24 protein-coding genes are annotated in these 20349 nt (G+C 58.7%); 13 read left to right on the forward strand and 11 right to left on the reverse strand.

The window, feature by feature from the left end; all coding sequences use genetic code 11:
* The first annotated feature begins 211 nt into the window (after positions 1-211).
* Complete coding sequence (proP, locus tag MYY08_RS02200) at positions 212-1681, forward strand: glycine betaine/L-proline transporter ProP (protein ID WP_038626843.1); 1470 nt, start codon at positions 212-214, stop codon at positions 1679-1681.
* Between the two features lie 95 nt (positions 1682-1776).
* Here the strand turns inward: proP and solA are convergent, their stop codons facing one another.
* From solA to mdtH, 8 genes are all read right to left on the reverse strand, one after another.
* Entirely contained in the window at positions 1777-2892 is a 1116-nt protein-coding gene (gene solA, locus MYY08_RS02205) for an N-methyl-L-tryptophan oxidase (protein ID WP_190296716.1), read from the reverse strand.
* 100 nt (positions 2893-2992) lie between these two features.
* Positions 2993-3247 (reverse strand): biofilm formation regulator BssS, encoded by a 255-nt coding sequence (gene bssS / locus MYY08_RS02210; RefSeq protein WP_084970930.1) that lies wholly within the window; start codon positions 3245-3247, stop codon positions 2993-2995.
* A 215-nt stretch (positions 3248-3462) separates the two neighbouring features.
* Positions 3463-3738 (reverse strand): hypothetical protein, encoded by a 276-nt coding sequence (locus MYY08_RS02215; RefSeq protein WP_038626839.1) that lies wholly within the window; start codon positions 3736-3738, stop codon positions 3463-3465.
* A 147-nt stretch (positions 3739-3885) separates the two neighbouring features.
* Positions 3886-4131: a DNA damage-inducible protein I gene (dinI, locus tag MYY08_RS02220; protein ID WP_038626837.1), complete on the reverse strand. Its 246-nt coding sequence runs from the start codon at positions 4129-4131 to the stop codon at positions 3886-3888.
* A gap of 137 nt (positions 4132-4268) precedes the next feature.
* Positions 4269-5312: a dihydroorotase gene (gene pyrC, locus MYY08_RS02225; RefSeq protein ID WP_038626835.1), complete on the reverse strand. Its 1044-nt coding sequence runs from the start codon at positions 5310-5312 to the stop codon at positions 4269-4271.
* A 159-nt stretch (positions 5313-5471) separates the two neighbouring features.
* Positions 5472-6035: a lipoprotein gene (locus tag MYY08_RS02230; RefSeq protein ID WP_038626833.1), complete on the reverse strand. Its 564-nt coding sequence runs from the start codon at positions 6033-6035 to the stop codon at positions 5472-5474.
* 135 nt (positions 6036-6170) lie between these two features.
* Complete coding sequence (gene grxB / locus MYY08_RS02235; RefSeq protein WP_038626831.1) at positions 6171-6818, reverse strand: glutaredoxin 2; 648 nt, start codon at positions 6816-6818, stop codon at positions 6171-6173.
* Between the two features lie 110 nt (positions 6819-6928).
* Complete coding sequence (gene mdtH / locus MYY08_RS02240) at positions 6929-8134, reverse strand: multidrug efflux MFS transporter MdtH (RefSeq protein WP_038626829.1); 1206 nt, start codon at positions 8132-8134, stop codon at positions 6929-6931.
* A gap of 292 nt (positions 8135-8426) precedes the next feature.
* Here mdtH and rimJ point away from each other — a divergent pair, with 292 nt between their 5' ends.
* The 3 genes from rimJ (at position 8427) to murJ (ending at position 11721) form a co-directional block, all read left to right on the forward strand.
* Positions 8427-9017 carry a ribosomal protein S5-alanine N-acetyltransferase gene (gene rimJ, locus MYY08_RS02245; protein WP_038626827.1) on the forward strand — a complete coding sequence of 197 codons (591 nt, stop codon included), beginning with the start codon at positions 8427-8429 and terminating at the stop codon, positions 9015-9017.
* 121 nt (positions 9018-9138) lie between these two features.
* Positions 9139-10059 (forward strand): Gfo/Idh/MocA family protein, encoded by a 921-nt coding sequence (locus tag MYY08_RS02250; RefSeq protein ID WP_190296717.1) that lies wholly within the window; start codon positions 9139-9141, stop codon positions 10057-10059.
* A 123-nt stretch (positions 10060-10182) separates the two neighbouring features.
* The gene (gene murJ, locus MYY08_RS02255; protein WP_084970491.1) at positions 10183-11721 is read left to right on the forward strand and encodes a murein biosynthesis integral membrane protein MurJ; all 1539 of its coding nucleotides are present in this window, start codon (positions 10183-10185) and stop codon (positions 11719-11721) included.
* Between the two features lie 55 nt (positions 11722-11776).
* Here murJ and flgN read toward each other — a convergent pair whose 3' ends face one another.
* The 3 genes from flgN to flgA form a co-directional block, all read right to left on the reverse strand.
* Complete coding sequence (flgN, locus tag MYY08_RS02260) at positions 11777-12208, reverse strand: flagellar export chaperone FlgN (RefSeq protein WP_038626821.1); 432 nt, start codon at positions 12206-12208, stop codon at positions 11777-11779.
* Between the two features lie 5 nt (positions 12209-12213).
* The gene (gene flgM, locus MYY08_RS02265; protein ID WP_038626819.1) at positions 12214-12513 is read right to left on the reverse strand and encodes a flagellar biosynthesis anti-sigma factor FlgM; all 300 of its coding nucleotides are present in this window, start codon (positions 12511-12513) and stop codon (positions 12214-12216) included.
* A 102-nt stretch (positions 12514-12615) separates the two neighbouring features.
* Positions 12616-13275 carry a flagellar basal body P-ring formation chaperone FlgA gene (flgA, locus tag MYY08_RS02270; protein WP_038630049.1) on the reverse strand — a complete coding sequence of 220 codons (660 nt, stop codon included), beginning with the start codon at positions 13273-13275 and terminating at the stop codon, positions 12616-12618.
* A 155-nt stretch (positions 13276-13430) separates the two neighbouring features.
* Between flgA and flgB the strand changes: the two genes are divergently transcribed.
* The 9 genes from flgB to flgJ form a co-directional block, all read left to right on the forward strand.
* Positions 13431-13844, forward strand: a complete 414-nt coding sequence (gene flgB / locus MYY08_RS02275) for a flagellar basal body rod protein FlgB (RefSeq protein ID WP_038626817.1) — start codon at positions 13431-13433, stop codon at positions 13842-13844.
* 3 nt (positions 13845-13847) lie between these two features.
* Positions 13848-14252: a flagellar basal body rod protein FlgC gene (gene flgC / locus MYY08_RS02280; RefSeq protein ID WP_038626816.1), complete on the forward strand. Its 405-nt coding sequence runs from the start codon at positions 13848-13850 to the stop codon at positions 14250-14252.
* 12 nt (positions 14253-14264) lie between these two features.
* Positions 14265-14939 (forward strand): flagellar hook assembly protein FlgD, encoded by a 675-nt coding sequence (gene flgD / locus MYY08_RS02285; protein ID WP_038626814.1) that lies wholly within the window; start codon positions 14265-14267, stop codon positions 14937-14939.
* A gap of 29 nt (positions 14940-14968) precedes the next feature.
* The gene (gene flgE / locus MYY08_RS02290; protein WP_190296720.1) at positions 14969-16168 is read left to right on the forward strand and encodes a flagellar hook protein FlgE; all 1200 of its coding nucleotides are present in this window, start codon (positions 14969-14971) and stop codon (positions 16166-16168) included.
* A gap of 21 nt (positions 16169-16189) precedes the next feature.
* Positions 16190-16948: a flagellar basal body rod protein FlgF gene (locus tag MYY08_RS02295; RefSeq protein ID WP_038626811.1), complete on the forward strand. Its 759-nt coding sequence runs from the start codon at positions 16190-16192 to the stop codon at positions 16946-16948.
* Positions 16949-16965: 17 nt separating this feature from the next.
* Positions 16966-17748: a flagellar basal-body rod protein FlgG gene (gene flgG / locus MYY08_RS02300; protein WP_038626809.1), complete on the forward strand. Its 783-nt coding sequence runs from the start codon at positions 16966-16968 to the stop codon at positions 17746-17748.
* Positions 17749-17830: 82 nt separating this feature from the next.
* Positions 17831-18535, forward strand: coding sequence for a flagellar basal body L-ring protein FlgH (gene flgH, locus MYY08_RS02305; RefSeq protein ID WP_038630048.1), 705 nt, complete (start codon positions 17831-17833; stop codon positions 18533-18535).
* A 9-nt stretch (positions 18536-18544) separates the two neighbouring features.
* On the forward strand, positions 18545-19654 hold the full coding sequence (locus MYY08_RS02310) for a flagellar basal body P-ring protein FlgI (RefSeq protein WP_038626807.1): 1110 nt from the start codon (positions 18545-18547) through the stop codon (positions 19652-19654).
* Positions 19654-20349: flagellar assembly peptidoglycan hydrolase FlgJ (gene flgJ / locus MYY08_RS02315; protein WP_288012875.1), on the forward strand; the 696-nt coding region annotated here is incomplete at its 3' end. The genes MYY08_RS02310 and flgJ, both read left to right, overlap by 1 nt.

Here is a 20349-nt window from a genome sequence, read left to right on the forward strand (position 1 = left end):
ACTCTTTACTGTATCAGGAGTAAATTTCAACAAAGTTGCAATTTGTCGGCGGGATGTATAAAGTAAAAAAGTGTCAATAAGCGTGATGCATATCTCATTTTTGTGCCACGCACTCATGCTGCGTTATAGCTTTCCTTACCATTTGCCACCGGCTGGCTATGAAAGCTATGGTGCTGCCTCTCCGTCATCGCGTCATCCGTGAGGAAACGATATGAACGAAGCTACAGGCTCATCTATCCATACAAAAAAACATTTCTGGCAGAAAAAAGCGCAAAAGGAACTTACCGTCGACGATATCACCATTGTCGACAATGAGATGCTGAAGCGCGCCGTCGGCGCCGCGGCGCTGGGCAACGCCATGGAGTGGTTTGACTTCGGCGTTTACAGCTATCTGGCCGTCACTATCGGTAAAGTCTTCTTCCCTGGCGGCAGCCCGGCGGCGCAGTTGATCGCCACCTTCGGCGCCTTTGCCGCCGCCTTCCTGGTGCGTCCCATCGGCGGCCTGTTTTTCGGCCCGCTCGGCGACCGCATTGGACGTCAGAAGGTGTTGGCGATCACCATGATTTTGATGTCTATCGGTACCTTCTGTATCGGGCTGATCCCCGGCTATAACAGCATCGGTATTGCCGCGCCGCTGCTACTGCTGCTGGCGCGTCTGTTGCAGGGCTTCTCAACCGGAGGAGAATATGGCGGGGCCGCTACCTTTATCGCCGAGTACTCCACCGATAAACGCCGCGGCTTTATGGGCAGCTGGCTGGAGTTCGGCACGCTGGGCGGTTATTTGCTGGGGGCCGGGCTGGTCACCGCGCTGACGGCGGCGTTGTCGACCGACCAGCTGCTTAGCTGGGGCTGGCGCGTTCCTTTCTTTATCGCCGCGCCGCTGGGACTGTTCGGTCTCTATATCCGTCTGAAGCTGGAAGAGACGCCGGCGTTTCAGAAGCATATGGAGAAGCAGGAAGCGCTGGAGCACAGCAAGCCGCGCATGACGCTGTGGCAGATGCTGAGCAAATACCGTGCGCAGATGTTGAAATGCATCGGTCTGGTGCTGCTGTTCAACGTCTCCAACTATATGCTCACTTCTTACATGCCGAGCTATCTCACCGGCGTGCTGGGACTCAGCGAGCTGAGCGGCCTGATGCTGGTGCTGGTGGTGATGTTTGTGATGATGCCGCTGACGCTGTTCTGGGGCCACTGGAACGATCGCCTTGGCCGTCGTCCAGTGATCGCGCTTGGATCGGTCGGTTTGATCGTGCTGGCGATCCCGTGTCTGATGCTGGTGGCGACCGGCAATCTGGTGTTCGTCTTTATCGGCCTGATGATCCTTGGGGTGCTACACAGCTGCTTCAGCGGCACCATGCCTTCCGCGCTCCCGGCGCTGTTCGCCACCGATATTCGCTACAGCGCGCTGGCGATCGGCTTTAACATTTCTGTCTCGCTGTTTGGCGGCACCACGCCGCTGATGACCGCCTGGCTGGTCGATAAAACGCAAAATCTGCTGATGCCTGCTTACTACCTGATGGGTGCTGCGGTGATCGGTTTAATTACCGTCTTCTTTATGCGAGAAACGGCGCGTAAGCCGCTGCACGGCTCAGCGCCCGCGGTCGGTTCCGAAGCGGAAGCGGTCAGGCTGGTGAAAAAATTAAAGCTGCGCCGTCAGAAAGAAAAGATGCAGACGCAATAATATCGGCTTTAATGAAGCGCGCCGCGAATAAACAATCATAACGGTATTTATTAGCTTGAAAATAATAAGGCACAATTTAATTGTGCCTTTATTTTTTATTTAAAGCGGGAAAGAGAGAACGGCGTTAAGTCAAATTCACAGGGCTTATCGCTGGCAAAAGCACAGGCTATTTCACCTAATACGCTGGCGAATTTAAAACCGTGACCGCTTAATCCGCTTATTACCATGCGCTGATTATCATCCGGCAGCGTATCGATAATAAAATCTTCATCGGGCGAATTATCATAAGCGCAGGCGGCGCCGTGTAAACAGACGCCGACGCCCGGTAAAAAGCGGCGCAGGAAATTAAACACCTCATTACCATCGCTGGCCCAGGCGCCAAAAGGCCTGCGCGCCTCGCCGGTCGCCATCGGTTGACCGCCATCGTGTCGGCCTATTTTCAGCTCGTTATTATCAGCCGGAAAACCGTAATACTGGCTGCCGTCTTCCATTTCAACGGTAAAGCCGGGGAATTTATTGTTTTCGCTATAGCGGCCGTCGGCCTGATACCAGGCGAACACCTTGCGCACCGGCGTGACCGGCAGTTCAGGGCAGAGTGCTTTAATCGCGGTGCCGGCGCTGATCAGCACCTTGCGGCCATAGTAGTCGCCGTCAAGGGTGGTGACGCGCTGGAGGTCGCCTTCGCGGACGAGGGCGCTAACCGGACAGTTAAACAGCTGGGCGCAGCCCGCCTCGCGCGCCAGGCGTATCCAGCTGCGAATCGCCACTTCCGATTTAAGGTAGCCGGAGCGCGGCTCATAAACGCCTACGTAGCCATCCGGCACGCTGATGTCCGGCCAGCGCTGTCGCACCTGTTCCGCCTCCAGCACCTCAATTTCAAGCTGGAACTGACGCGCGCTTTCAATAACGTTGGCGATAAACGGCGAGGCGGCAGGAGAGAGATTGATAATGCCGCTGCGGTGCATGATGCGCTCGCCGCTCAGCGTTTCCAGCTCGTCCCAGAGCTGTTGCGCGCGCAGCACCATCGGCACATAGCGCGCGCCTTCGCCGTAGGCGTGGCGGATAAGCCGCGTGGCGCCGTGATGGCTGCCTTCCTGATGAGGGGGATGGGCGCTGTCGATCATCAGCACCTTCAGCCCGGCGCGGGTGGCGTACCAGCCCGCCGCGGCACCGACGGAGCCACTCCCGATAACGATAAGATCATAAACCATTTGCCAACTTCTCCTGACGCTGCGAAGGGTTAGCAGCATAGCAAAAGGGCGCGGATAATAAAAAGGCACCCCGAAAGGTGCCTGTCAAACATGATGCTAATTAGTGCTTTTTGTAGTCTCGAGCAAGGATTTCGCTGGCTTCTATTTTAGCGATGCCCGCTTCCAGAATGGAGATAAATTGTCTGGCAACATCCGTAGTCAGCCAGTAAGTCGGCCCTACGTCGGCTTCATCAGGCTGTTGCTCATTAGATGAAAGCGAATGCAGACGAATCATCATCGCATCATACGAGTCCACGGTACTGATATCCCATCCAACGAGGGGATGTGTCTGAATGATCTCTTTATTACTGTCCATTATAACCCCCTTATTACTCGTAGAACGAAGTGATTAATTGAGGTTTCAATGCGGCTTTTTTTCACAGAGCAGAATGATTATAACAGCGTTACAGAATTAAGCGGCACGAAAAATGCGCTAATCGCTACTTTAATCGGCAGGTGAATAATAATTGAACGGAAATCTGAAATTTCTTAGAGGAAAAAAACTCCTGCCTGAAGCAGGAGTTTATAAAATTAAACGCCGGCATCGGACTGAATTTTTACCGGCGCGCTGCGCTTTTCCAGTTCTTCTGCAAGGCGGGCAAAATGCAGCTGCATCCCCTCATCATAATTTTGATTCTGCGATTCCAGACGCAGGCTGTGAATCAACAGCTGGTTGGATTTGGCGTCCAGACAAAATGTCAGATAAGAAAACGCGTTTTCCAGCACGGTAAGACGACGCTGCTGTTCGCCAATTAGCGCCAGCAGTTCACCAAATGTCATCGCCTCTTCGGGTTTTTCAGTGGTCATGGGTAACACCTCCTGTAAGCATGACTGGCGCAAGAATAAGTCATCAGCTTAAAACAGTCTATAACCGCGTTGACGCGGCGGCGAGGCGGCAAAGATAAAAAAAAGCCGGATGGCGATATCCGGCAAACAACGGCACAAAGAGGGGGATCAGTCAGTGATAAACCAGTCGTCCGCGCTTTCCCATGTCTCCTGCAGGATTTCGGTCACGCGATCTTTCGCTTCTTTACCACTGCCCATCACGGTCAGGTTATTGGCGCTGGCGTAGCGCACGGAAATATGGTTACTGACTTCAGGAAATTCTTTATCAATACGTTTTGACAGCTCCTGCGTCAGCGCATCGATAGCGCCGGCAGGGAGCTGAGTGGTTTTCGCTATAGTGACTTCAACACGCATATCTGCCTCCGCTTTGAGTACTGTGTATTTATACAGTTAACGGGAACGCAAAGCAACGAAAAGCTGCGCGAGAAAGAGGGGAAGCGTAAAAGAAAAGCGGAGACGGCTGGCGCGTACTGCGCCAGCCAAAAGGCGTATCAGGCGACGCGCCAGTTCAGCGTTTCACCGGCGAGGAAAGGCACCAGCGTATCGCCCGCCGCAGGGATGCTTTCGGTCACCGTCCAGGGCTCGCGCACCAGACGAATCGTTCCTTCATTCAGCGGCAGCCCGTAGAAGCGTGGGCCGTTCTCCGAGCAGAAGGCTTCAAAGTGCGCCAGCGCATCCATCTCTTCAAATACCGTGGCGTAGGCGGGCAGCGCCGTCGGCGCGTTAAATACCCCGGCGCAGCCGCAGCTCGTCTCTTTACGGTGACGCAGATGCGGCGCGGTATCGGTGCCGAGGAAAAAGCGCGGATGGCCGCTGGCGATCACCTTGCGCAGCGCCTCCTGATGCACATTGCGCTTCAGGATCGGCAGGCAATAAAGATGCGGACGCACGCCGCCGACCAACATATGGTTACGGTTAAACATCAGATGCTGCGGGGTAATCGTCGCGCCGAGACGCTCATTACCCGCCTCCACATACTGCGCCGCCTCTTTGGTGGTGATATGTTCAAACACCACCTTCAGCTCAGGATAGCGCTGGCGCAGCGGCTCCATCACCGTTTCGATAAAGCGCGCCTCGCGATCGAAAATATCGATATGTGCGTCGGTGACTTCGCCATGGATCAGCAGCGGCATGCCGATGCGCTGCATCCGCTCCAGCACCGAAGCGATGGCATCGATGCTGGTGACGCCGTGGCTGGAGTTGGTGGTGGCGTGAGCGGGATAGAGTTTGGCGGCGGTGAAAACGCCAGCGCTGAACCCTTTTTCCACTTCGTCCGCGCTCAGCGAATCGGTCAGGTAGCAGGTCATCAACGGCTGGAACGCATGGCCTTCCGGCAGCGCGGCGAGAATGCGCTCGCGGTAGGCGATGGCCGCCTCGACGCTGGTGACCGGCGGCGCCAGATTAGGCATAACGATGGCACGGCCGCACACGGCGCTGGTCCAGGGCAATACGGCGCGCAGCATCTCATCGTCACGCAGATGGATATGCCAGTCGTCAGGGCGGCGAATGATCAGTTGCTGGGGTTGTGCAGTCATCAGTTATGCTCCGGCGGTAAGAATGAAGAAAGGCGGTTTTTAGCCGGGTACCAAGCATAAGGATAAAGGCAACCGATTGCACTTGCTTTGTGCGCGTCAGGTAAAAAAAAGCCCCGCGTGGCGGGGCGTTGAGAAGATAGCCGATACGTTGAAAAAAGGTTAGTCGGTAAAGGGAATAACCAGCTCGCCCGGTTTGACTTCAATGCCTTTCGCCAGTTTTTTCGCCATCGCTTCCGCTTTGCTGCGCTCGGTGCTTAACACCCAGGCCGGCTCACGATCGAAATAGCTTTTCAGCGACTGATTCAGATAGGGCGTCAGGGTTTGCAGCACCGGCTGCATTTTCTCCGGCTGTACGTCCGACTGCACGATTTCCATATCTTTCAGGTAAATCGCGCCTTTTTCTTTATCGAAAAACGGCTGCGCTTTCATCTTCAGCTGCATATCCGCCTGCTGCGGACCGAGCAGTGAAGTGATGTTGACCTTCGCGTTGCCGGAGAGCGTCACCTTGCCCGGCTCTTCGCGGCCAATCTGGCTGCTGAGGTTGGTCAGTACGATATGCGCATTGACCAGCCCGGAGACGCCGATATTTTTTTCGTAGTTATTATGCTTTTGCAAAGCCTGGTTCACCTCCTGTTCGGAGATGGTGTACTGGGTAAGCTGGTTACAGGCGGTTAGCAGACCAGCAACCAGAAGGGCGCAGAGCGCCAGAAACGCCTTGTTCATGACAATCCTCGAAAGTAATGCGGAGAAAGTCTCCTTTTTAAGGAGGCTAAGCTTGCCGCAATCGCCGCCGCGAGTCACCAGGAGAATACGTAAAGAAGGGGAAAAAGAGAGGCGGCATGATGCCGCCCGGCAATATCAAACCGCGATGGAGCTCAGCAAATTAACCTGCGTCTGCTTCGCCATATTATCGCGATACTCGGCAACCCGGCTGGGCCAGGTGACGCCTGCCACCAGCGTCAGCGAACGCAGCAGCGGGAAAAGGTGAATGTCATCATCCGACAGCTCGCCGTTGACCGCATTCGGCTTGACGATCAGCTTATCGAGATCGCGCAGATCGTCGCTGATCTTCTTCACCAGCCCGTTGGCGTGCTGTTTCAGCTCGGCGAAGTCACCGATGCTGGCTTCCTTTTTATTTTTAAAATAGCTGCGCGCTTCCGGCGTGGCGAACTCGGCGAAAGAGGCCTGCGCGATGCGGGGCAGCAGCAGCTTATTCACGTAGCCGTTCACGTTGCGCAGCCAGTCATTGATGGCGGGATTGGTTTTGCCGGTCAGCAGCGGTTCGCCATCCAGCTTATCGACAAAACGCACAATATCGAGGCTTTCCGGCATGCAACTGCCATCCTCTTTTTGCAGGATCGGCGCAATCTTCTGACCGATCAGACGCTTCGGCGTTTCTTCATCGTCGTTGAGCATCACGATCAGTTCTACCGGCAGGTTTTTCAGACCGAAAATCATGCGCGCTTTCACGCAGAAGGGACAATGATCGTAAATATAGAGTTTCACCAGACCTCTCCTTACCGCTGCTGTCGGCAGCGTCGGCCGCCGACAATCGTTTGAATAGTCTTAAAAAGTATGGAAGAGATTCAGGGGGAGGGCAGACCGCGACGGCGGCTTTAGCCGCCGCTGAGCATCGCGGGCGCGGCGGTGCGCGGCTGAAACTGCCACCAGAGCGCCAGCAGCGTCGCCATGCCCACGCTGCCGAGCATCAGCCAGGGAAGCTCCGGCAGACCCAGCTCGCGGCCGGCGTCGAACATCCAGCCGCCGCCGGTGTAGCCGAGTGCGCCGCCCAGCGCCAGGCCGAGGCGGCTGAAGCCGAGATAGCTGCCGCGCGCCCGCGCGCTGGCCAGCTCGGCGCTGAGGGTTTCCCGCGCCGGCTCGGCGATAATCGAGCCGATATAAAACAGGCTGATCAGCACAAACAGCTGCTGCAACGAGTCGGTCAGGCCGATGGGCAGCAGGCTGAGCGTCATCAACAGCAGGCCCGCCATCAGGCGATGGTGCAGGCGAAAGCGCTTTTCGCTCCAGCGGGCGATGGGGTAGAGCAGCGTCAGCGACAGCGTGGCTTCAATGGCGTACATCCATTTCACCGCGCTGGCGCTGCCAGCAACCTGATTCACCATAATCGGCAGCATCAGCATCACCTGTACCGCCAGCATGTAATAGCCGGTCAGCGTCAGCACATAGGTGCAGAAGCGGCGATCTTTCAATACGCGGCTTAACCCTTCGCGCATCGGCGTCGGCACGGTGGAGATGCGCCAGGCGGGCAGCAGCAGGGCGTTGAACAGCGCGGCCAGCACGAACACCAGCGCGCCGGCCCAGCAGACCAGACGGAAATCCCAGGCGAGCAGCCAGCTGCCGATTAGCGCGCCCAGCACTGCGCCGGCGCTGTCCTGCATCATTAACAGCGAAAAGAAGCGGCCGCGCGCCTCCGGGCGGATCAGCTTCACTACCAGCGCGGTGCGCGGCGGATCGAACAGCGTGCCGCCGATGCCCGAGAGCAGACAGGAGAACCAGAGAACCCAAGGCTCGTGCGCCACCGCCATGGCGGCGAAACCGGCGGCGCGCAGCAGCATGCCGCTGACGATCATCGGCTTGGCGCCGAAGCGGTCGGCGATCGCGCCGCCGAAGACTCCCAGCCCCTGCTGCACCAGCTGACGCAGCCCAAGCGCGATGCCCACCATTATCGCCGCCCAGCCCAGTTGATCGACGAAGCGAATCGAAATCAGCGGAAAAACGACAAAAAAGCCCAGCACTACCAGCATATTGTCGAACAGCAGAAAAATGCGCCCCAGACGCCGGGCGCGCGCAACACAAGCCATGCTGATTCCTTAGCAACCATAAACAAAGCGCATTTGAAGAAGCTCTATTCTCGGTGTTGGCTGTGCAATTTAACAGCAAACGGAGAATGATATTTTTTTATCGATCTTTGACAAAATGTGCTGTAATTTCAGGGCAGTAATAGCGTCTTCTCAGCTTTTCTTCACGCCGGGTTTGCTTCCGGGCAATCTGTGAAGCCAGAATAATGAGAGACGGATGGCCGGGCTGCGCTGACGACAGCCGCGCCGGGCTACAATCCATTTTGTTTATCAGCCATGGCTTTCAGGAGAAAAGATGTTTGGCTATCGTTCCGCCGCGCCGAAAGTGCGCCTGACTACCGATCGGCTGGTAGTACGTCTTGTTCATGAGCGCGATGCATGGCGACTGGCTGATTACTATGCTGAAAATCGCGCCTTCCTTAAGCCCTGGGAGCCGGTGCGCGACGAAAGTCACTGCTATCCCTCCGGCTGGCAGGCGCGTCTTGGCTTGATTACCGACATGCACAAACAGGGCAGCGCTTTCTATTTTATTGTGATGGACCCTGAAGAGAAAGAGGTGCGCGGCGTCGCCAATTTCAGCAACGTGCTGCGCGGTTCGTTTCACGCCTGCTATCTCGGCTATTCGCTGGGCGAAAAGTGGCAGGGGCAGGGGATGATGTTTGAAGCGTTGCAGTCGGCGATCCGCTATATGCAGCGCCAGCAGCGCATGCATCGCATTATGGCCAACTATATGCCGCACAATCAGCGCAGCGGCAATCTGCTGGCGCGCCTGGGCTTTGAAAAAGAGGGCTACGCCAAAGATTATCTGCTGATTGACGGCCGCTGGCAGGATCATGTATTGACCGCATTGACCTGCCGCGACTGGACGCCAGAACGACGCGGCTGAGGCCGTAGCGCGCCGGCTCTTCTTCGCGCCGGCGTCTGACATATTCAGCCTGGCAAACAGGCTGGTTTTCATCCATCCGGGCGTCGCGCCTGGCGCAAAAGGTCCGATACAGAGGTCTGCTATGACAGTAAAAATTGGGGTAGTGGGGTTAGGCGGCATCGCGCAAAAAGCCTGGCTGCCGGTGCTGGCGCGCGCCGATGCGTGGACGTTGGTGGGCGGCTTTTCGCCAAACCAGCAAAAGGCGCAGCAGGTATGCGACAGCTATCGCATGCGCTGCTACGGCCAGATCGACGCGCTGGCGGCCGACTGCGACGCGGTGTTCGTGCACAGCAGCACCGCCAGCCACTACCGCGTGGTGCGCGAGCTGCTGGAGCTGGGCGTCGACGTCTGCGTCGATAAGCCGCTGGCGGAGACGCTCGATGAGGCGGAAGCGTTGGTGGAACTGGCGCACCGGCGCGGCCGCAAGCTGATGGTCGGCTTCAATCGCCGCTTCGCGCCGCGCTATCAGCAGCTAAAGGCCGCGCTGCATCAGCCTGCCTCGATCCGTATGGAGAAACACCGCAGCGACAGCGTCGGCCCGCACGATCTGCGTTTTACCCTGCTGGACGACTATCTGCATGTGGTGGATACCGCCCTGTGGCTGGCGGACGGCAAGGTTAAACTGCATCACGGCTACATCCAGACCACCGAGGCGGGAGAGATGCTCTACGGCGAGCATCACTTCAGCGTCGGCAACGCTCAGGTCACTACCAGCATGCACCGACGCGCCGGCACGCAGCGCGAGTCGGTGAGCGCTATCGCCGACGGCGGCGTCTTTCAGCTGGACGAAATGCGCGACTGGCGCCATGAGGCGGAAGGAAAAACCCTGATTGAGCCGCCGCCCGCCTGGCAAACCACCCAGGCCTTGCGTGGTTTCGACGGCGCGGCGCGCCATTTTATCGACTGCGTGCAAAATCAGACAATGCCGGAAACCAGCGGCGAGCAGGCGCTCAAGGCGCAGCGCATCGTGGAAAAAATCTGGCGCGACCTTGAGCAAGAATAATCTGCTGTAACAATCCATTGTGGTTATTTCCCTGCGTATCGGTAGACTAACCGCCGGATCGGCCCGCTGCCGGTCCGCTATTGTCTGTTAACCGGATTGAACCTTCAGGATGCGCAGTTAACCATGAATTTGTTGAAATCCCTGGCGGCGGTCAGCTCTATGACGCTGTTCTCACGCGTGCTGGGCTTTGCCCGCGATGCGATTGTGGCAAGGGTGTTCGGAGCCGGGATGGCTACCGACGCCTTTTTCGTCGCCTTTAAACTTCCCAATCTGCTGCGCCGCATCTTTGCCGAAGGCGCGTTTTCGCAGGCGTTCGTGCCGATCCTGGCGGAATATAAAAGCAAGCAGGGCGAGGAGGCGACGCGCGTGTTCGTTGCCTACGTATCAGGGCTGCTGACCCTGGCGCTGGCGCTGGTCACTTTTCTCGGCATGATCGCCGCGCCCTGGGTGATTATGGTCACCGCGCCGGGCTTCGCCGATACCGCAGATAAGTTCGCGCTCTCCAGCAGTCTGCTGCGCATCACCTTTCCCTATATTCTGCTGATTTCGCTCGCCTCGCTGGTGGGCGCGATCCTCAACACCTGGAACCGCTTTTCGGTGCCGGCCTTCGCGCCCACGCTGTTGAATATCAGTATGATCGGCTTCGCGCTGTTCGGCGCGCCGCATTTCCATCCGCCGGTGCTGGCGCTGGCGTGGGCAGTGGTGGTCGGCGGCGTGTTGCAGCTGGGCTATCAGCTGCCGCACCTGAAAAAGATCGGCATGCTGGTGCTGCCGCGCCTCAATCTGAAGGATGCGGGCGTCTGGCGCGTGCTGCGTCAGATGGGACCGGCAATCCTCGGCGTTTCCGTCAGCCAGATTTCGCTGATCATCAACACCATTTTCGCCTCGTTCCTCGTCTCCGGCTCGGTATCATGGATGTACTACGCCGATCGCCTGATGGAGTTTCCCTCCGGCGTATTGGGCGTGGCGCTGGGCACCATTCTGCTGCCGTCGCTGTCGCGCAGCTTCGCCAGCGGCAACCATGATGAATATTCGCGCCTGATGGACTGGGGACTGCGTCTCTGCTTCCTGCTGGCGCTGCCGAGCGCGGTGGCGCTGGGGATTCTCTCCGGGCCGCTCACCGTGGCGCTGTTCCAGTACGGCAAGTTCACCGCCTTTGACGCCGCGATGACGCAGCGCGCGCTGATCGCCTATTCGGTCGGCCTGATGGGGTTGATCGTGGTGAAGGTGCTGGCGCCGGGCTTTTACTCACGGCAGGACATCAAAACGCCGGTAAAGATCGCCATCGTCACGCTGATTATGACGCAGCTGATGAACCTGGCCTTTATCGGGCCGCTGAAGCATGCGGGACTGTCGCTGTCGATTGGTCTGGCCGCCTGTCTGAACGGCGCGCTGCTGTTCTGGCAGCTGCGTAAAAAGCAAATTTTTCAGCCGCAGCCGGGCTGGTTCGGTTTTTTGCTGCGTCTGGTGCTGGCGGTGGTGGTGATGGCGGGCGTGCTGGTAGCGATGCTGATGGTGATGCCTGCGTGGGATATCGGCGGCATGCCGTACCGCCTGATGCGGCTGGCGGCGGTCTGCGCGGTGGGCGGCGGCGCCTATTTCGTGGTGCTGGCGCTGCTGGGTTTCCGCCCACGCGACTTCGCCCGTCGCTCGGTCGCCTGATTCAAAACGCGCAAAACCCGCCGGAAGCGAATCCGGTGGGTTAATGCTTCAGCGGTTAAACCCGCCGTGAGGTAAAGCCGCCGGAGGTCGCCTGACCGTCCGGGCCGTAAAAGGCCTGAGTCTGATGCGGCTTCAGCAGCGCCAGCGCTTTGCTGTTCAGCGCTACCTGCTGATTTAACAGCATGCCGTTATGGGTGTTGTTGTCGCGCAGTTGACGCGTGCGTTGTTCGATCGTCTGCCAGCGACGCGCCAGCTCCGGCTGGCCGCGATAGGGCGCCTGAAGACGATACTGTTTCTCTGATTCCCGCCGCATGCCGTCCAGATAGTTCAGCGTCGTCAGCAGTGAACTTTTATCTTCGGTAATACGCTGAAGCAGGCTGCTGTTAATAAAACCGGCAGAGAGCTGCTCATGCTCTTCCTTTATTATGTTGCTCAGCGAGCCGAGGACTTCCTGCATTTTATCCAGCGCGGTAATCAGGCTGTTCATAGCGGTTATTTATCCTGTAAGTACGATTTCGCTTCCTGAATCAGGGCGTCAGCGATTTTACCGGTATCCATCTTCAGCTCGCCGTTGCGAATGGCGGTTTTCAGCTGCTCGACGCGCGCGGTATTAATGTCCTGACTGCCCGGCTTCATCAGCTGGGACTGAGCGCCGCTCAGGCTGACCTGCGCGGCACCGGCTGGCGTTGCTGCGCTGCTGGTCTGACGCACTTTCGCGCCAGCGCTTTCATTGCTTTCGCGCGGCTGAACGGTGCTGACGGGCTGCATAGCTTTAGTTTTATCAATGCTCATGGTCTGGCTCCTGTAAATTCAGGCCTGGATGCTGCCTGATAGGCAAAGAGTACAATGTATGTTGATCCCACTATCGGCAGAACAACAGCCATCTTTAGCAGTTTATAGCGATATAAGAATATTCCCATCCGCACTGACGCTGCCGCTGACTATTTGCCCATTTCCCATTCGCACCCGCACCCGCTGCGTCGCCGTGGCGTTGTTCAGCGCCCGACCTTCGCCGCTGGCGTTAAAACCGTCGCCCTGCGCAATCACAATCACCGGCTGACCGGCTTTTACCCGCCAGGGCTGACGCACCATTGAGAGCGTCAGCGGCTGGTCGGGCAGCAGGTCGCGCACGCTGACCGCATCGACAATTTGCTGTGGATCGAGCACCGCGCGCGCAGGCAGGGTATCGAGTCGTCCTTGCTTTATGACCACGTCCGCGACGCTCAGCGTGGCGCCGCGCGGCACCTGACGGTTCACCACCACGTAATCGCCGGTCACCTGCACTTCCACCTGGATATAACGGCGCTGCTGATCGCAGTTCGCCGCCACGCTCATCGTGCCCCACAGACGGCTGTTGCCGGGAAGCGAGAACTGCGGCGCGGGGCAGGCCGGCCACTGCTGCGGCGGCGTGCGCACCACAACGTTCATACCGGCGGCATGCTGCGGATCGCGCGTTTTAAAAAACTGGTTGAGCTGTGCGGTCAAGTCGTCCGCCCATACCGGCATCGCCAGTATGAACAGCATCGCCGTCAGCCACCCTTTTATTATCCGCATCTGTTTATCCCCGTCACCTTGCATGCCGCTGATTCTACCCGTGCGCGCAATTCTTCAAGGCAAAAAATAGCGCTGCTTTTTAGCGCTATTCCGGCGATAGCTTTCCACGCGCCCGATTATGCTGACAACTCAAAATTTTCACTTTCGGAGGAAGCATGCTTGACAAACTGGATGCAGCACTACAGTTCGGCACCGAAGCGCTGAACCTGCGGGCTCAACGTCAGGAGATCCTGGCATCCAACATCGCTAACGCCGATACCCCAGGCTATCAGGCCAGAGATATCGATTTCGCCAGCGAGCTTAACCGCGCGCTGGAGAAAGGGCGTGCGCAGGGTTCAGGCCTGTCGCTGGCGGTGACGTCGGCACGCCATATTCCTGCACAGACTGCAAAGTTGCCGTCGATGGACCTGCTGTATCGCATTCCCGATCAGCCGTCGATGGATGGCAACACCGTCGATATGGATCGCGAGCGTACGCAGTTCGCGGACAACAGCCTGAAATATCAAACCGACCTCACGCTCATCGGCAGCCAGATAAAAGGCATGATGACCGTGCTGCAGGGACAATAACAGATGGCATTACTGAACATTTTTGATATCGCCGGTTCGGCGATGACTGCACAGTCTCAGCGATTGAACGTCGCCGCCAGCAACCTGGCCAACGCCGACAGCGTGACCGGGCCTGACGGCCAGCCCTACGTGGCGAAACAGGTGGTGTTCCAGGTGGACGCCGCGCCGGGTCAGGCGACCGGCGGCGTGCGCGTGGCCCAGGTGGTGGAAGACAAGACGCCAGCGAAGCTGGTTTACGATCCAGGCAATCCGCTGGCGGACGGCAAAGGCTACGTCAAGATGCCGAACGTCGACGTGGTCAGCGAGACGGTAAATAGCATGGCGGCATCGCGCAGCTATCAGGCGAACGTCGAAGTGCTGAACACCGTCAAGTCAATGATGATGAAAACCCTGACCATGGGTCAATAACGGAGAATAACAATGGGCTTAGCCGTTGGCGTTAACGAAAAGATCAACCCCAGTGTCCTGACCAACACCACCGGGGCGTCGAGCAGCAGCAGCGCGTCCGATCTGCAGAGCAACTTTTTGACGCTGCTGGTGACGCAGCTGAAAAACCAGGATCCCACCAATCCGATGGAGAACAACGAGCTGACCACGCAGCTGGCGCAGATCAATACCGTAAGCGGCATTGAGAAGCTGAACACCACGCTGGGTTCGATTTCCGGTCAGATCAACAGCAACCAGTCGATGCAGGCCTCTACCCTGATCGGCCACGGCGTCATGGTGCCGGGCACGCAGATTCTGGCGGGCAAGGGGCAGGCCACGCCGTTCGGCGTCGATCTGACGCGCGCCTCGACTACCACCACCGCGACCATTACCGACGGCAGCGGCAAAGTGGTGCGCACCCTCGATCTTGGCGGCCTGACGGCGGGCGTCCACACCTTCTCGTGGGACGGCACGCTGGCGGATGGCACTACGGCGCCGGATGGCAAATATAACGTCTCGCTCGCCGCCAGCGACGGGACAGAACAACTGGTGGCGCAGCCACTGAACTATGCCTTAGTGAACGGTGTGACCACCGATTCCAGCGGGGCAATCCTTGACCTCGGGACGATGGGCACCACCACGCTCGATAAAATTCGTCAGATTCTCTAAAACGACACCAATTTACTCAGGAGTGACACATGGGCTTTTCACAAGCGGTCAGCGGCTTAAACGCGGCCTCCAGTAACCTCGACGTTATCGGCAACAACATTTCCAACTCCGCGACCGCCGGTTTTAAATCCAGCACCGTCGCGTTCGCCGACATGTTCGCCGGCTCGAAAGTGGGCATGGGCGTAAAAGTAGCTGGCGTGATCCAGGACTTTAACGACGGCACCACCACAACCACCAGCCGCGGCCTGGATGTGGCGATCAGCCAGCAGGGCTTTTTCCGCATGGCGGACGACAACGGATCGGTCTATTACAGCCGTAACGGTCAATTTATGCTGGATGAGAACCGCAACATCGTTAACATGCAGGGCATGAAGCTGACCGGCTATCCGGTTGCGGGCTCGCCTCCGACCGTGCAGACCGGCGCCAACCCGGTTGCGCTCAGCGTGCCGACCACTCAGATGACCGCCAGCGCTACCACCAAAGGCGGGCTGGTTGCTAACCTGAACTCATCCGACGGCACCAAATCGGACGCCAGCTTCGACAGCACCAACGCTTCCAGCTACAACGCCAAGTCGTCTATGACGACCTATGATTCGCTGGGCAACGCGCACACCATCGATCTCTATTTCGTGAAAACCGCGGACAACAACTGGAGCGTGCACCCGATCGACTCCAGCACCGGCACCGCGACCACGCCGTTTACCATGAGCTTTAACGCCAACGGCATCATGACCTCTGCGGCCAGCCAGACTATCTCCATGGGCGCGCTGAACGGCGCCAACGCGCAGACCTTTACGCTGGAATTCACCAACAGCATGCAGCAGAACACCGGCGCCAACACCTTCGGCAACCCGACGCAGGATGGCTACAAGCCGGGCGACCTGGTGAGCTACCAGATCAACAATGACGGCACGGTAGTGGGCAACTACTCCAACGAGAAAACGCAGGTGCTGGGTCAGATCGTGCTGGCGAACTTCGCGAACGCCGAAGGCCTGAAGTCGGAAGGCGATAACGTCTGGTCATCTACCGCCTCTTCCGGTCAGCCGCTGGTTGGCCTGGCGGGCACCGGCAACCTCGGCACCCTGACCGCAGGCGCGCTGGAGTCTTCTAACGTCGATCTGAGTAAAGAACTGGTCAATATGATCGTGGCGCAGCGTAACTATCAGTCGAACGCGCAGACTATCAAAACCCAGGATCAGATCCTCAACACGCTGGTTAACCTGCGTTAATAACGCTAACAGGATTGCGCTATGGATCACGCGATTTATACCGCCATGGGCGCGGCGAGCCAGACGCTCAATATGCAGGCGGTGACGGCCAACAACCTGGCCAACGCCTCCACCCCAGGCTTTCGCGCGCAGCTTAATGCGCTGCGCGCGGTGCCGGTAGAAGGCCTGTCGCTGCCGACGCGTACGCTGGTCACCGCCTCGACGCCGGGCTCCGATATGTCGTCGGGCGCGCTCGACTACACCCAGCGTTCGCTGGATGTGGCGGTACAGCAGGACGGCTGGCTGGCGGTGCAGGCACCGGACGGCACCGAAGCTTACACCCGCAACGGCAACATGCAGGTCAGCCCCACCGGGCAGCTCACCATTCAGGGCAACCCGGTGATGGGTGACGGCGGTCCGATTGCGGTGCCGCAGGGCGCGGAGATCACCATCGCCTCCGACGGCACGCTGACCGCGCTGAATCCGGGCGACGCCCCGAACGCGACGGTGCAGCTGGGACGTCTGAAGCTGGTGAAGGCGACCGGTCAGGAAGTGATGCGCGGCGACGACGGCATGTTCCGTCTGACCGCGGCGGCGCAGGCTCAGCGCGGCGCGGTGTTGCAAAACGACCCGACGGTGCATGTCATGCCCGGCGTGCTGGAAGGCAGCAACGTCAAGCCGGTTGAAACCATGGTCGACATGATCGCTAACGCCCGCCGCTTCGAGATGCAGATGAAAGTCATCTCCAGCGTCGATGAAAACGAACAACGCGCCAACCAGCTGCTCAATATGAGCAGCTAAGGCGAAAGGAAAACAGCATGATTAGCTCCTTATGGATCGCCAAAACCGGTCTTGACGCCCAACAAACCAATATGGACGTCATCGCCAACAACCTGGCCAACGTCAGCACCAACGGCTTTAAGCGTTCGCGCGCGGTATTCGAAGATCTGATGTACCAGACCATGCGTCAGCCGGGCGCTCAGTCCTCTGAGCAGACCACGCTGCCGTCCGGCCTGCAGATCGGCACCGGCGTGCGTCCGGTGGCGACCGAGCGCCTGCACACCCAAGGCAACCTGTCGAAAACCGACAACTCGAAAGATGTGGCGGTCAACGGACAGGGCTTCTTCCAGGTGCAGATGCCGGACGGCACCCTGGCCTATACCCGTGACGGCTCGTTCCAGGTGGACCAGAACGGCCAGCTGGTAACCAACGCCGGCTTCCCGGTTCAGCCCGGCATCACCATTCCGGCCAACTCCCTGAGCATCTCCATCGGGCGTGACGGCGTGGTGAGCGTGACCCAGCAGGGTCAGGCGCAGCCGGTGCAGGTCGGTCAGCTGACGCTGAGCACCTTTATCAACGATACCGGTCTCGAAAGCGTGGGCGAGAACCTCTACAAAGAGACGCAGGCTTCCGGCGCCCCGACCGACAGCACGCCCGGCTTGAACGGCGCCGGTCTGCTCTATCAGGGCTACGTGGAAACCTCTAACGTCAACGTGGCGGAAGAGCTGGTGAGCATGATCCAGACGCAGCGCGCCTATGAGATCAACAGTAAGGCTATTACCACCTCCGATCAGATGCTGCAAAAACTGACGCAGGTGTAACGGCAGTAAGCGCGCGTTAGCGCGAACCGGCGGGGCGTAAGTCCCGCCGATCCAGAGTGACATAATGAAAGGTATACAGGTCATGGCGAAGCAATACGCATTCAAGCCTGGACATTTGGTCATCGCCACGCTGCTGGTGACCCTTAACGGTTGCGCCTTAGTTCCCCGTAAACCGCTGGTCGATGGCCCAACGACGGCTCAGCCGATGCCAGCCATGCCGCCCGTGGTAAACGGCTCCATTTTCCAGGGGGTGATGCCGATGAACTACGGTTATCAGCCTCTGTTCGAGGATCGTCGTCCGCGCAATATCGGCGACACGCTGACTATCGTGCTGCAAGAAAACGTCAGCGCCAGTAAGAGCTCCTCCGCCAACGCCAGCCGAGACGGCAGCGCCACGCTCGGCCTGACCGCCGTGCCGCGCGCGCTGGAAGGCCTGCTGGGCGGCGATAAGACCTCGCTGAGCGGCGAAGGCAAAAACGATTTCGCCGGTAAGGGCGGCGCCTCCGCCAATAACACCTTCACCGGTACGATTACGGTTACCGTCAATCAGGTGCTGCCGAACGGCAACCTGAACGTGGTCGGTGAGAAGCAGATCGAGATTAACCAGGGCACCGAATTTATTCGCTTCTCTGGCGTGGTCAACCCGCGCACCATCAGCGGCAGCAATACCGTGGTGTCCACGCAGGTGGCCGACGCCCGTATCGAATATGTCGGCAACGGCTATATCAACGAAGCGCAGAACATGGGTTGGCTGCAGCGCTTCTTCCTGAACATCTCACCGATGTAAGAGGCTTTTATGTCACAGTCACGCATTATTCGTTTCGCGCTTTCGCTGCTGCTGCTGGGCGTCAGCGCATTTGCCTGCGCCGATCGCATCCGCGATCTCGCTACTATCCAGGGCGTCCGGGATAACCAGCTGATCGGCTACGGCCTGGTGGTCGGGCTTGACGGCACCGGCGACCAGACGGCGCAGACGCCGTTCACCACCCAGTCGCTGAACAACATGCTTTCCCAGCTCGGCATCACCGTGCCGACCGGCACCAACATGCAGCTGAAAAACGTGGCGGCGGTGATGGTGACCGCCAGTCTGCCGGCGTTTGGCCGTCAGGGGCAGCAGATCGACGTCGTCGTCTCCTCGCTGGGCAACGCCAAAAGCCTGCGCGGCGGCACGCTGCTGATGACGCCGCTGAAAGGCGTCGACAACCAGGTTTACGCGCTGGCGCAGGGCAACATTCTGGTCGGCGGCGCGGGCGCCTCGGCAGGCGGCTCCAGCGTGCAGGTCAACCAGCTGAACGGCGGCCGCATCACCGGCGGCGCGACCATTGAACGTGAAATTCAGAGTAACTTCGGCACCCAGGGCACGCTTAACCTGCAGCTGAATGACGAAGATTTCAGCATGGCGCAGCGCATCAGCGACGCTATCAACGGCCGCGGCTTAGGCGTGGCGCAACCGCTGGACGCCCGCACCGTACAGGTGCGTGTGCCGATGAACAACAGTTCGCAGGTGCGTCTGCTGGCCGATATCCAGGATCTGGACGTGTCGGTGCCGATTCAGGACGCGAAAGTGATTATCAACTCGCGAACCGGATCGGTGGTGATGAACCGCGAAGTGGCGCTCAGCTCCTGTGCGGTTGCGCAGGGCAACCTGTCGGTGACGGTGAACCAACAGCAGAATGTTAGTCAGCCGAATACCCCGCTGGCGGGCGGTCAGACCGTGGTGACGCCGCAAACGCAGATCGATATGCGTCAGGAAGGCGGCGCGCTGCAACGCGTTAACGCCAGCGCCAACCTGAACAGCGTGGTGCGCGCTCTGAACGCGCTCGGCGCGACGCCGATGGACCTGATGTCGATTCTTCAGTCAATGCAGAGCGCGGGCTGCCTGCGCGCCAAACTGGAAATTATCTGATGAATGATACGCAATCTGTAGCGAGCGCGGCGTTTGACAGCCAGTCGCTCAATGACCTGAAACGTCAGGCAGGCAACGATCCAAATGGAAAAGCGTTGCAGGTGGCGAAGCAGGTGGAAGGCATGTTTGTGCAGATGATGTTGAAAAGTATGCGTCAGGCGCTGCCGCAGGATGGCCTGCTCAGCACCGAACAGTCGCGGATGTTCACCTCAATGTATGACCAGCAGATTGCGCAGGAAATGGGCAATAAAGGGCTTGGGCTGGCGGACGTCATCGTGAAGCAGATGATGCCGGCTCAGGCGCCGGACGAAAAGGCGGGCACCGTGCCGATGCCGCTTGACCGTTCAGTCGTGATCAATACGCTGCTGCCCCGTCAGCTGGAACAGATGCAGACGCAGATGCTGCAAATGGTGCAGCGTGCGGTGCCGAAGCTGCCGCAGCCGACTGAAAGCGCGCCGCTGAGCGGCGACAGCAGCGACTTTATCGCCAAACTAACGCAGCCGGCGCAGCTGGCCAGCCAGCAGACCGGCATTCCGCATCAGCTGATCCTCGCCCAGGCGGCGCTGGAGTCGGGCTGGGGCAAACGTCAGATTCTGACCGAGGACGGCAAACCGAGCTATAACCTGTTCGGCATTAAAGCCACCGGCAGCTGGCAGGGGAAAACCACGGAAATTACCACCACCGAATATGAGAAC

It is taken from the genome of Mixta sp., from assembly GCF_024610815.1.
Taxonomy (GTDB): Bacteria; Pseudomonadota; Gammaproteobacteria; order Enterobacterales; family Enterobacteriaceae; genus Mixta; species Mixta calida.

Bases quoted from the DNA above. Each gene is read 5' to 3' on its own strand.
- MYY08_RS02230 (WP_038626833.1), bottom strand. From the start codon at position 6,035: ATGAACAAGGCGTTTCTGGCGCTCTGCGCCCTTCTGGTTGCTGGTCTG.
- MYY08_RS02295 (WP_038626811.1), top strand. From the start codon at position 16,190: ATGGATCACGCGATTTATACCGCCATGGGCGCGGCGAGCCAGACGCTC.
- flgG (WP_038626809.1), top strand. From the start codon at position 16,966: ATGATTAGCTCCTTATGGATCGCCAAAACCGGTCTTGACGCCCAACAA.
- flgH (WP_038630048.1), top strand. From the start codon at position 17,831: ATGGCGAAGCAATACGCATTCAAGCCTGGACATTTGGTCATCGCCACG.
- dinI (WP_038626837.1), bottom strand. From the start codon at position 4,131: ATGCGTGTTGAAGTCACTATAGCGAAAACCACTCAGCTCCCTGCCGGC.
- flgD (WP_038626814.1), top strand. From the start codon at position 14,265: ATGGGCTTAGCCGTTGGCGTTAACGAAAAGATCAACCCCAGTGTCCTG.
- proP (WP_038626843.1), top strand. From the start codon at position 212: ATGAACGAAGCTACAGGCTCATCTATCCATACAAAAAAACATTTCTGG.
- mdtH (WP_038626829.1), bottom strand. From the start codon at position 8,134: ATGGCTTGTGTTGCGCGCGCCCGGCGTCTGGGGCGCATTTTTCTGCTG.
- MYY08_RS02215 (WP_038626839.1), bottom strand. From the start codon at position 3,738: ATGACCACTGAAAAACCCGAAGAGGCGATGACATTTGGTGAACTGCTG.
- flgC (WP_038626816.1), top strand. From the start codon at position 13,848: ATGGCATTACTGAACATTTTTGATATCGCCGGTTCGGCGATGACTGCA.
- flgA (WP_038630049.1), bottom strand. From the start codon at position 13,275: ATGCGGATAATAAAAGGGTGGCTGACGGCGATGCTGTTCATACTGGCG.
- murJ (WP_084970491.1), top strand. From the start codon at position 10,183: ATGAATTTGTTGAAATCCCTGGCGGCGGTCAGCTCTATGACGCTGTTC.
- rimJ (WP_038626827.1), top strand. From the start codon at position 8,427: ATGTTTGGCTATCGTTCCGCCGCGCCGAAAGTGCGCCTGACTACCGAT.
- bssS (WP_084970930.1), bottom strand. From the start codon at position 3,247: ATGGACAGTAATAAAGAGATCATTCAGACACATCCCCTCGTTGGATGG.
- flgB (WP_038626817.1), top strand. From the start codon at position 13,431: ATGCTTGACAAACTGGATGCAGCACTACAGTTCGGCACCGAAGCGCTG.
- MYY08_RS02250 (WP_190296717.1), top strand. From the start codon at position 9,139: ATGACAGTAAAAATTGGGGTAGTGGGGTTAGGCGGCATCGCGCAAAAA.
- MYY08_RS02310 (WP_038626807.1), top strand. From the start codon at position 18,545: ATGTCACAGTCACGCATTATTCGTTTCGCGCTTTCGCTGCTGCTGCTG.
- flgN (WP_038626821.1), bottom strand. From the start codon at position 12,208: ATGAACAGCCTGATTACCGCGCTGGATAAAATGCAGGAAGTCCTCGGC.
- flgM (WP_038626819.1), bottom strand. From the start codon at position 12,513: ATGAGCATTGATAAAACTAAAGCTATGCAGCCCGTCAGCACCGTTCAG.
- pyrC (WP_038626835.1), bottom strand. From the start codon at position 5,312: ATGACTGCACAACCCCAGCAACTGATCATTCGCCGCCCTGACGACTGG.
- flgE (WP_190296720.1), top strand. From the start codon at position 14,969: ATGGGCTTTTCACAAGCGGTCAGCGGCTTAAACGCGGCCTCCAGTAAC.
- solA (WP_190296716.1), bottom strand. From the start codon at position 2,892: ATGGTTTATGATCTTATCGTTATCGGGAGTGGCTCCGTCGGTGCCGCG.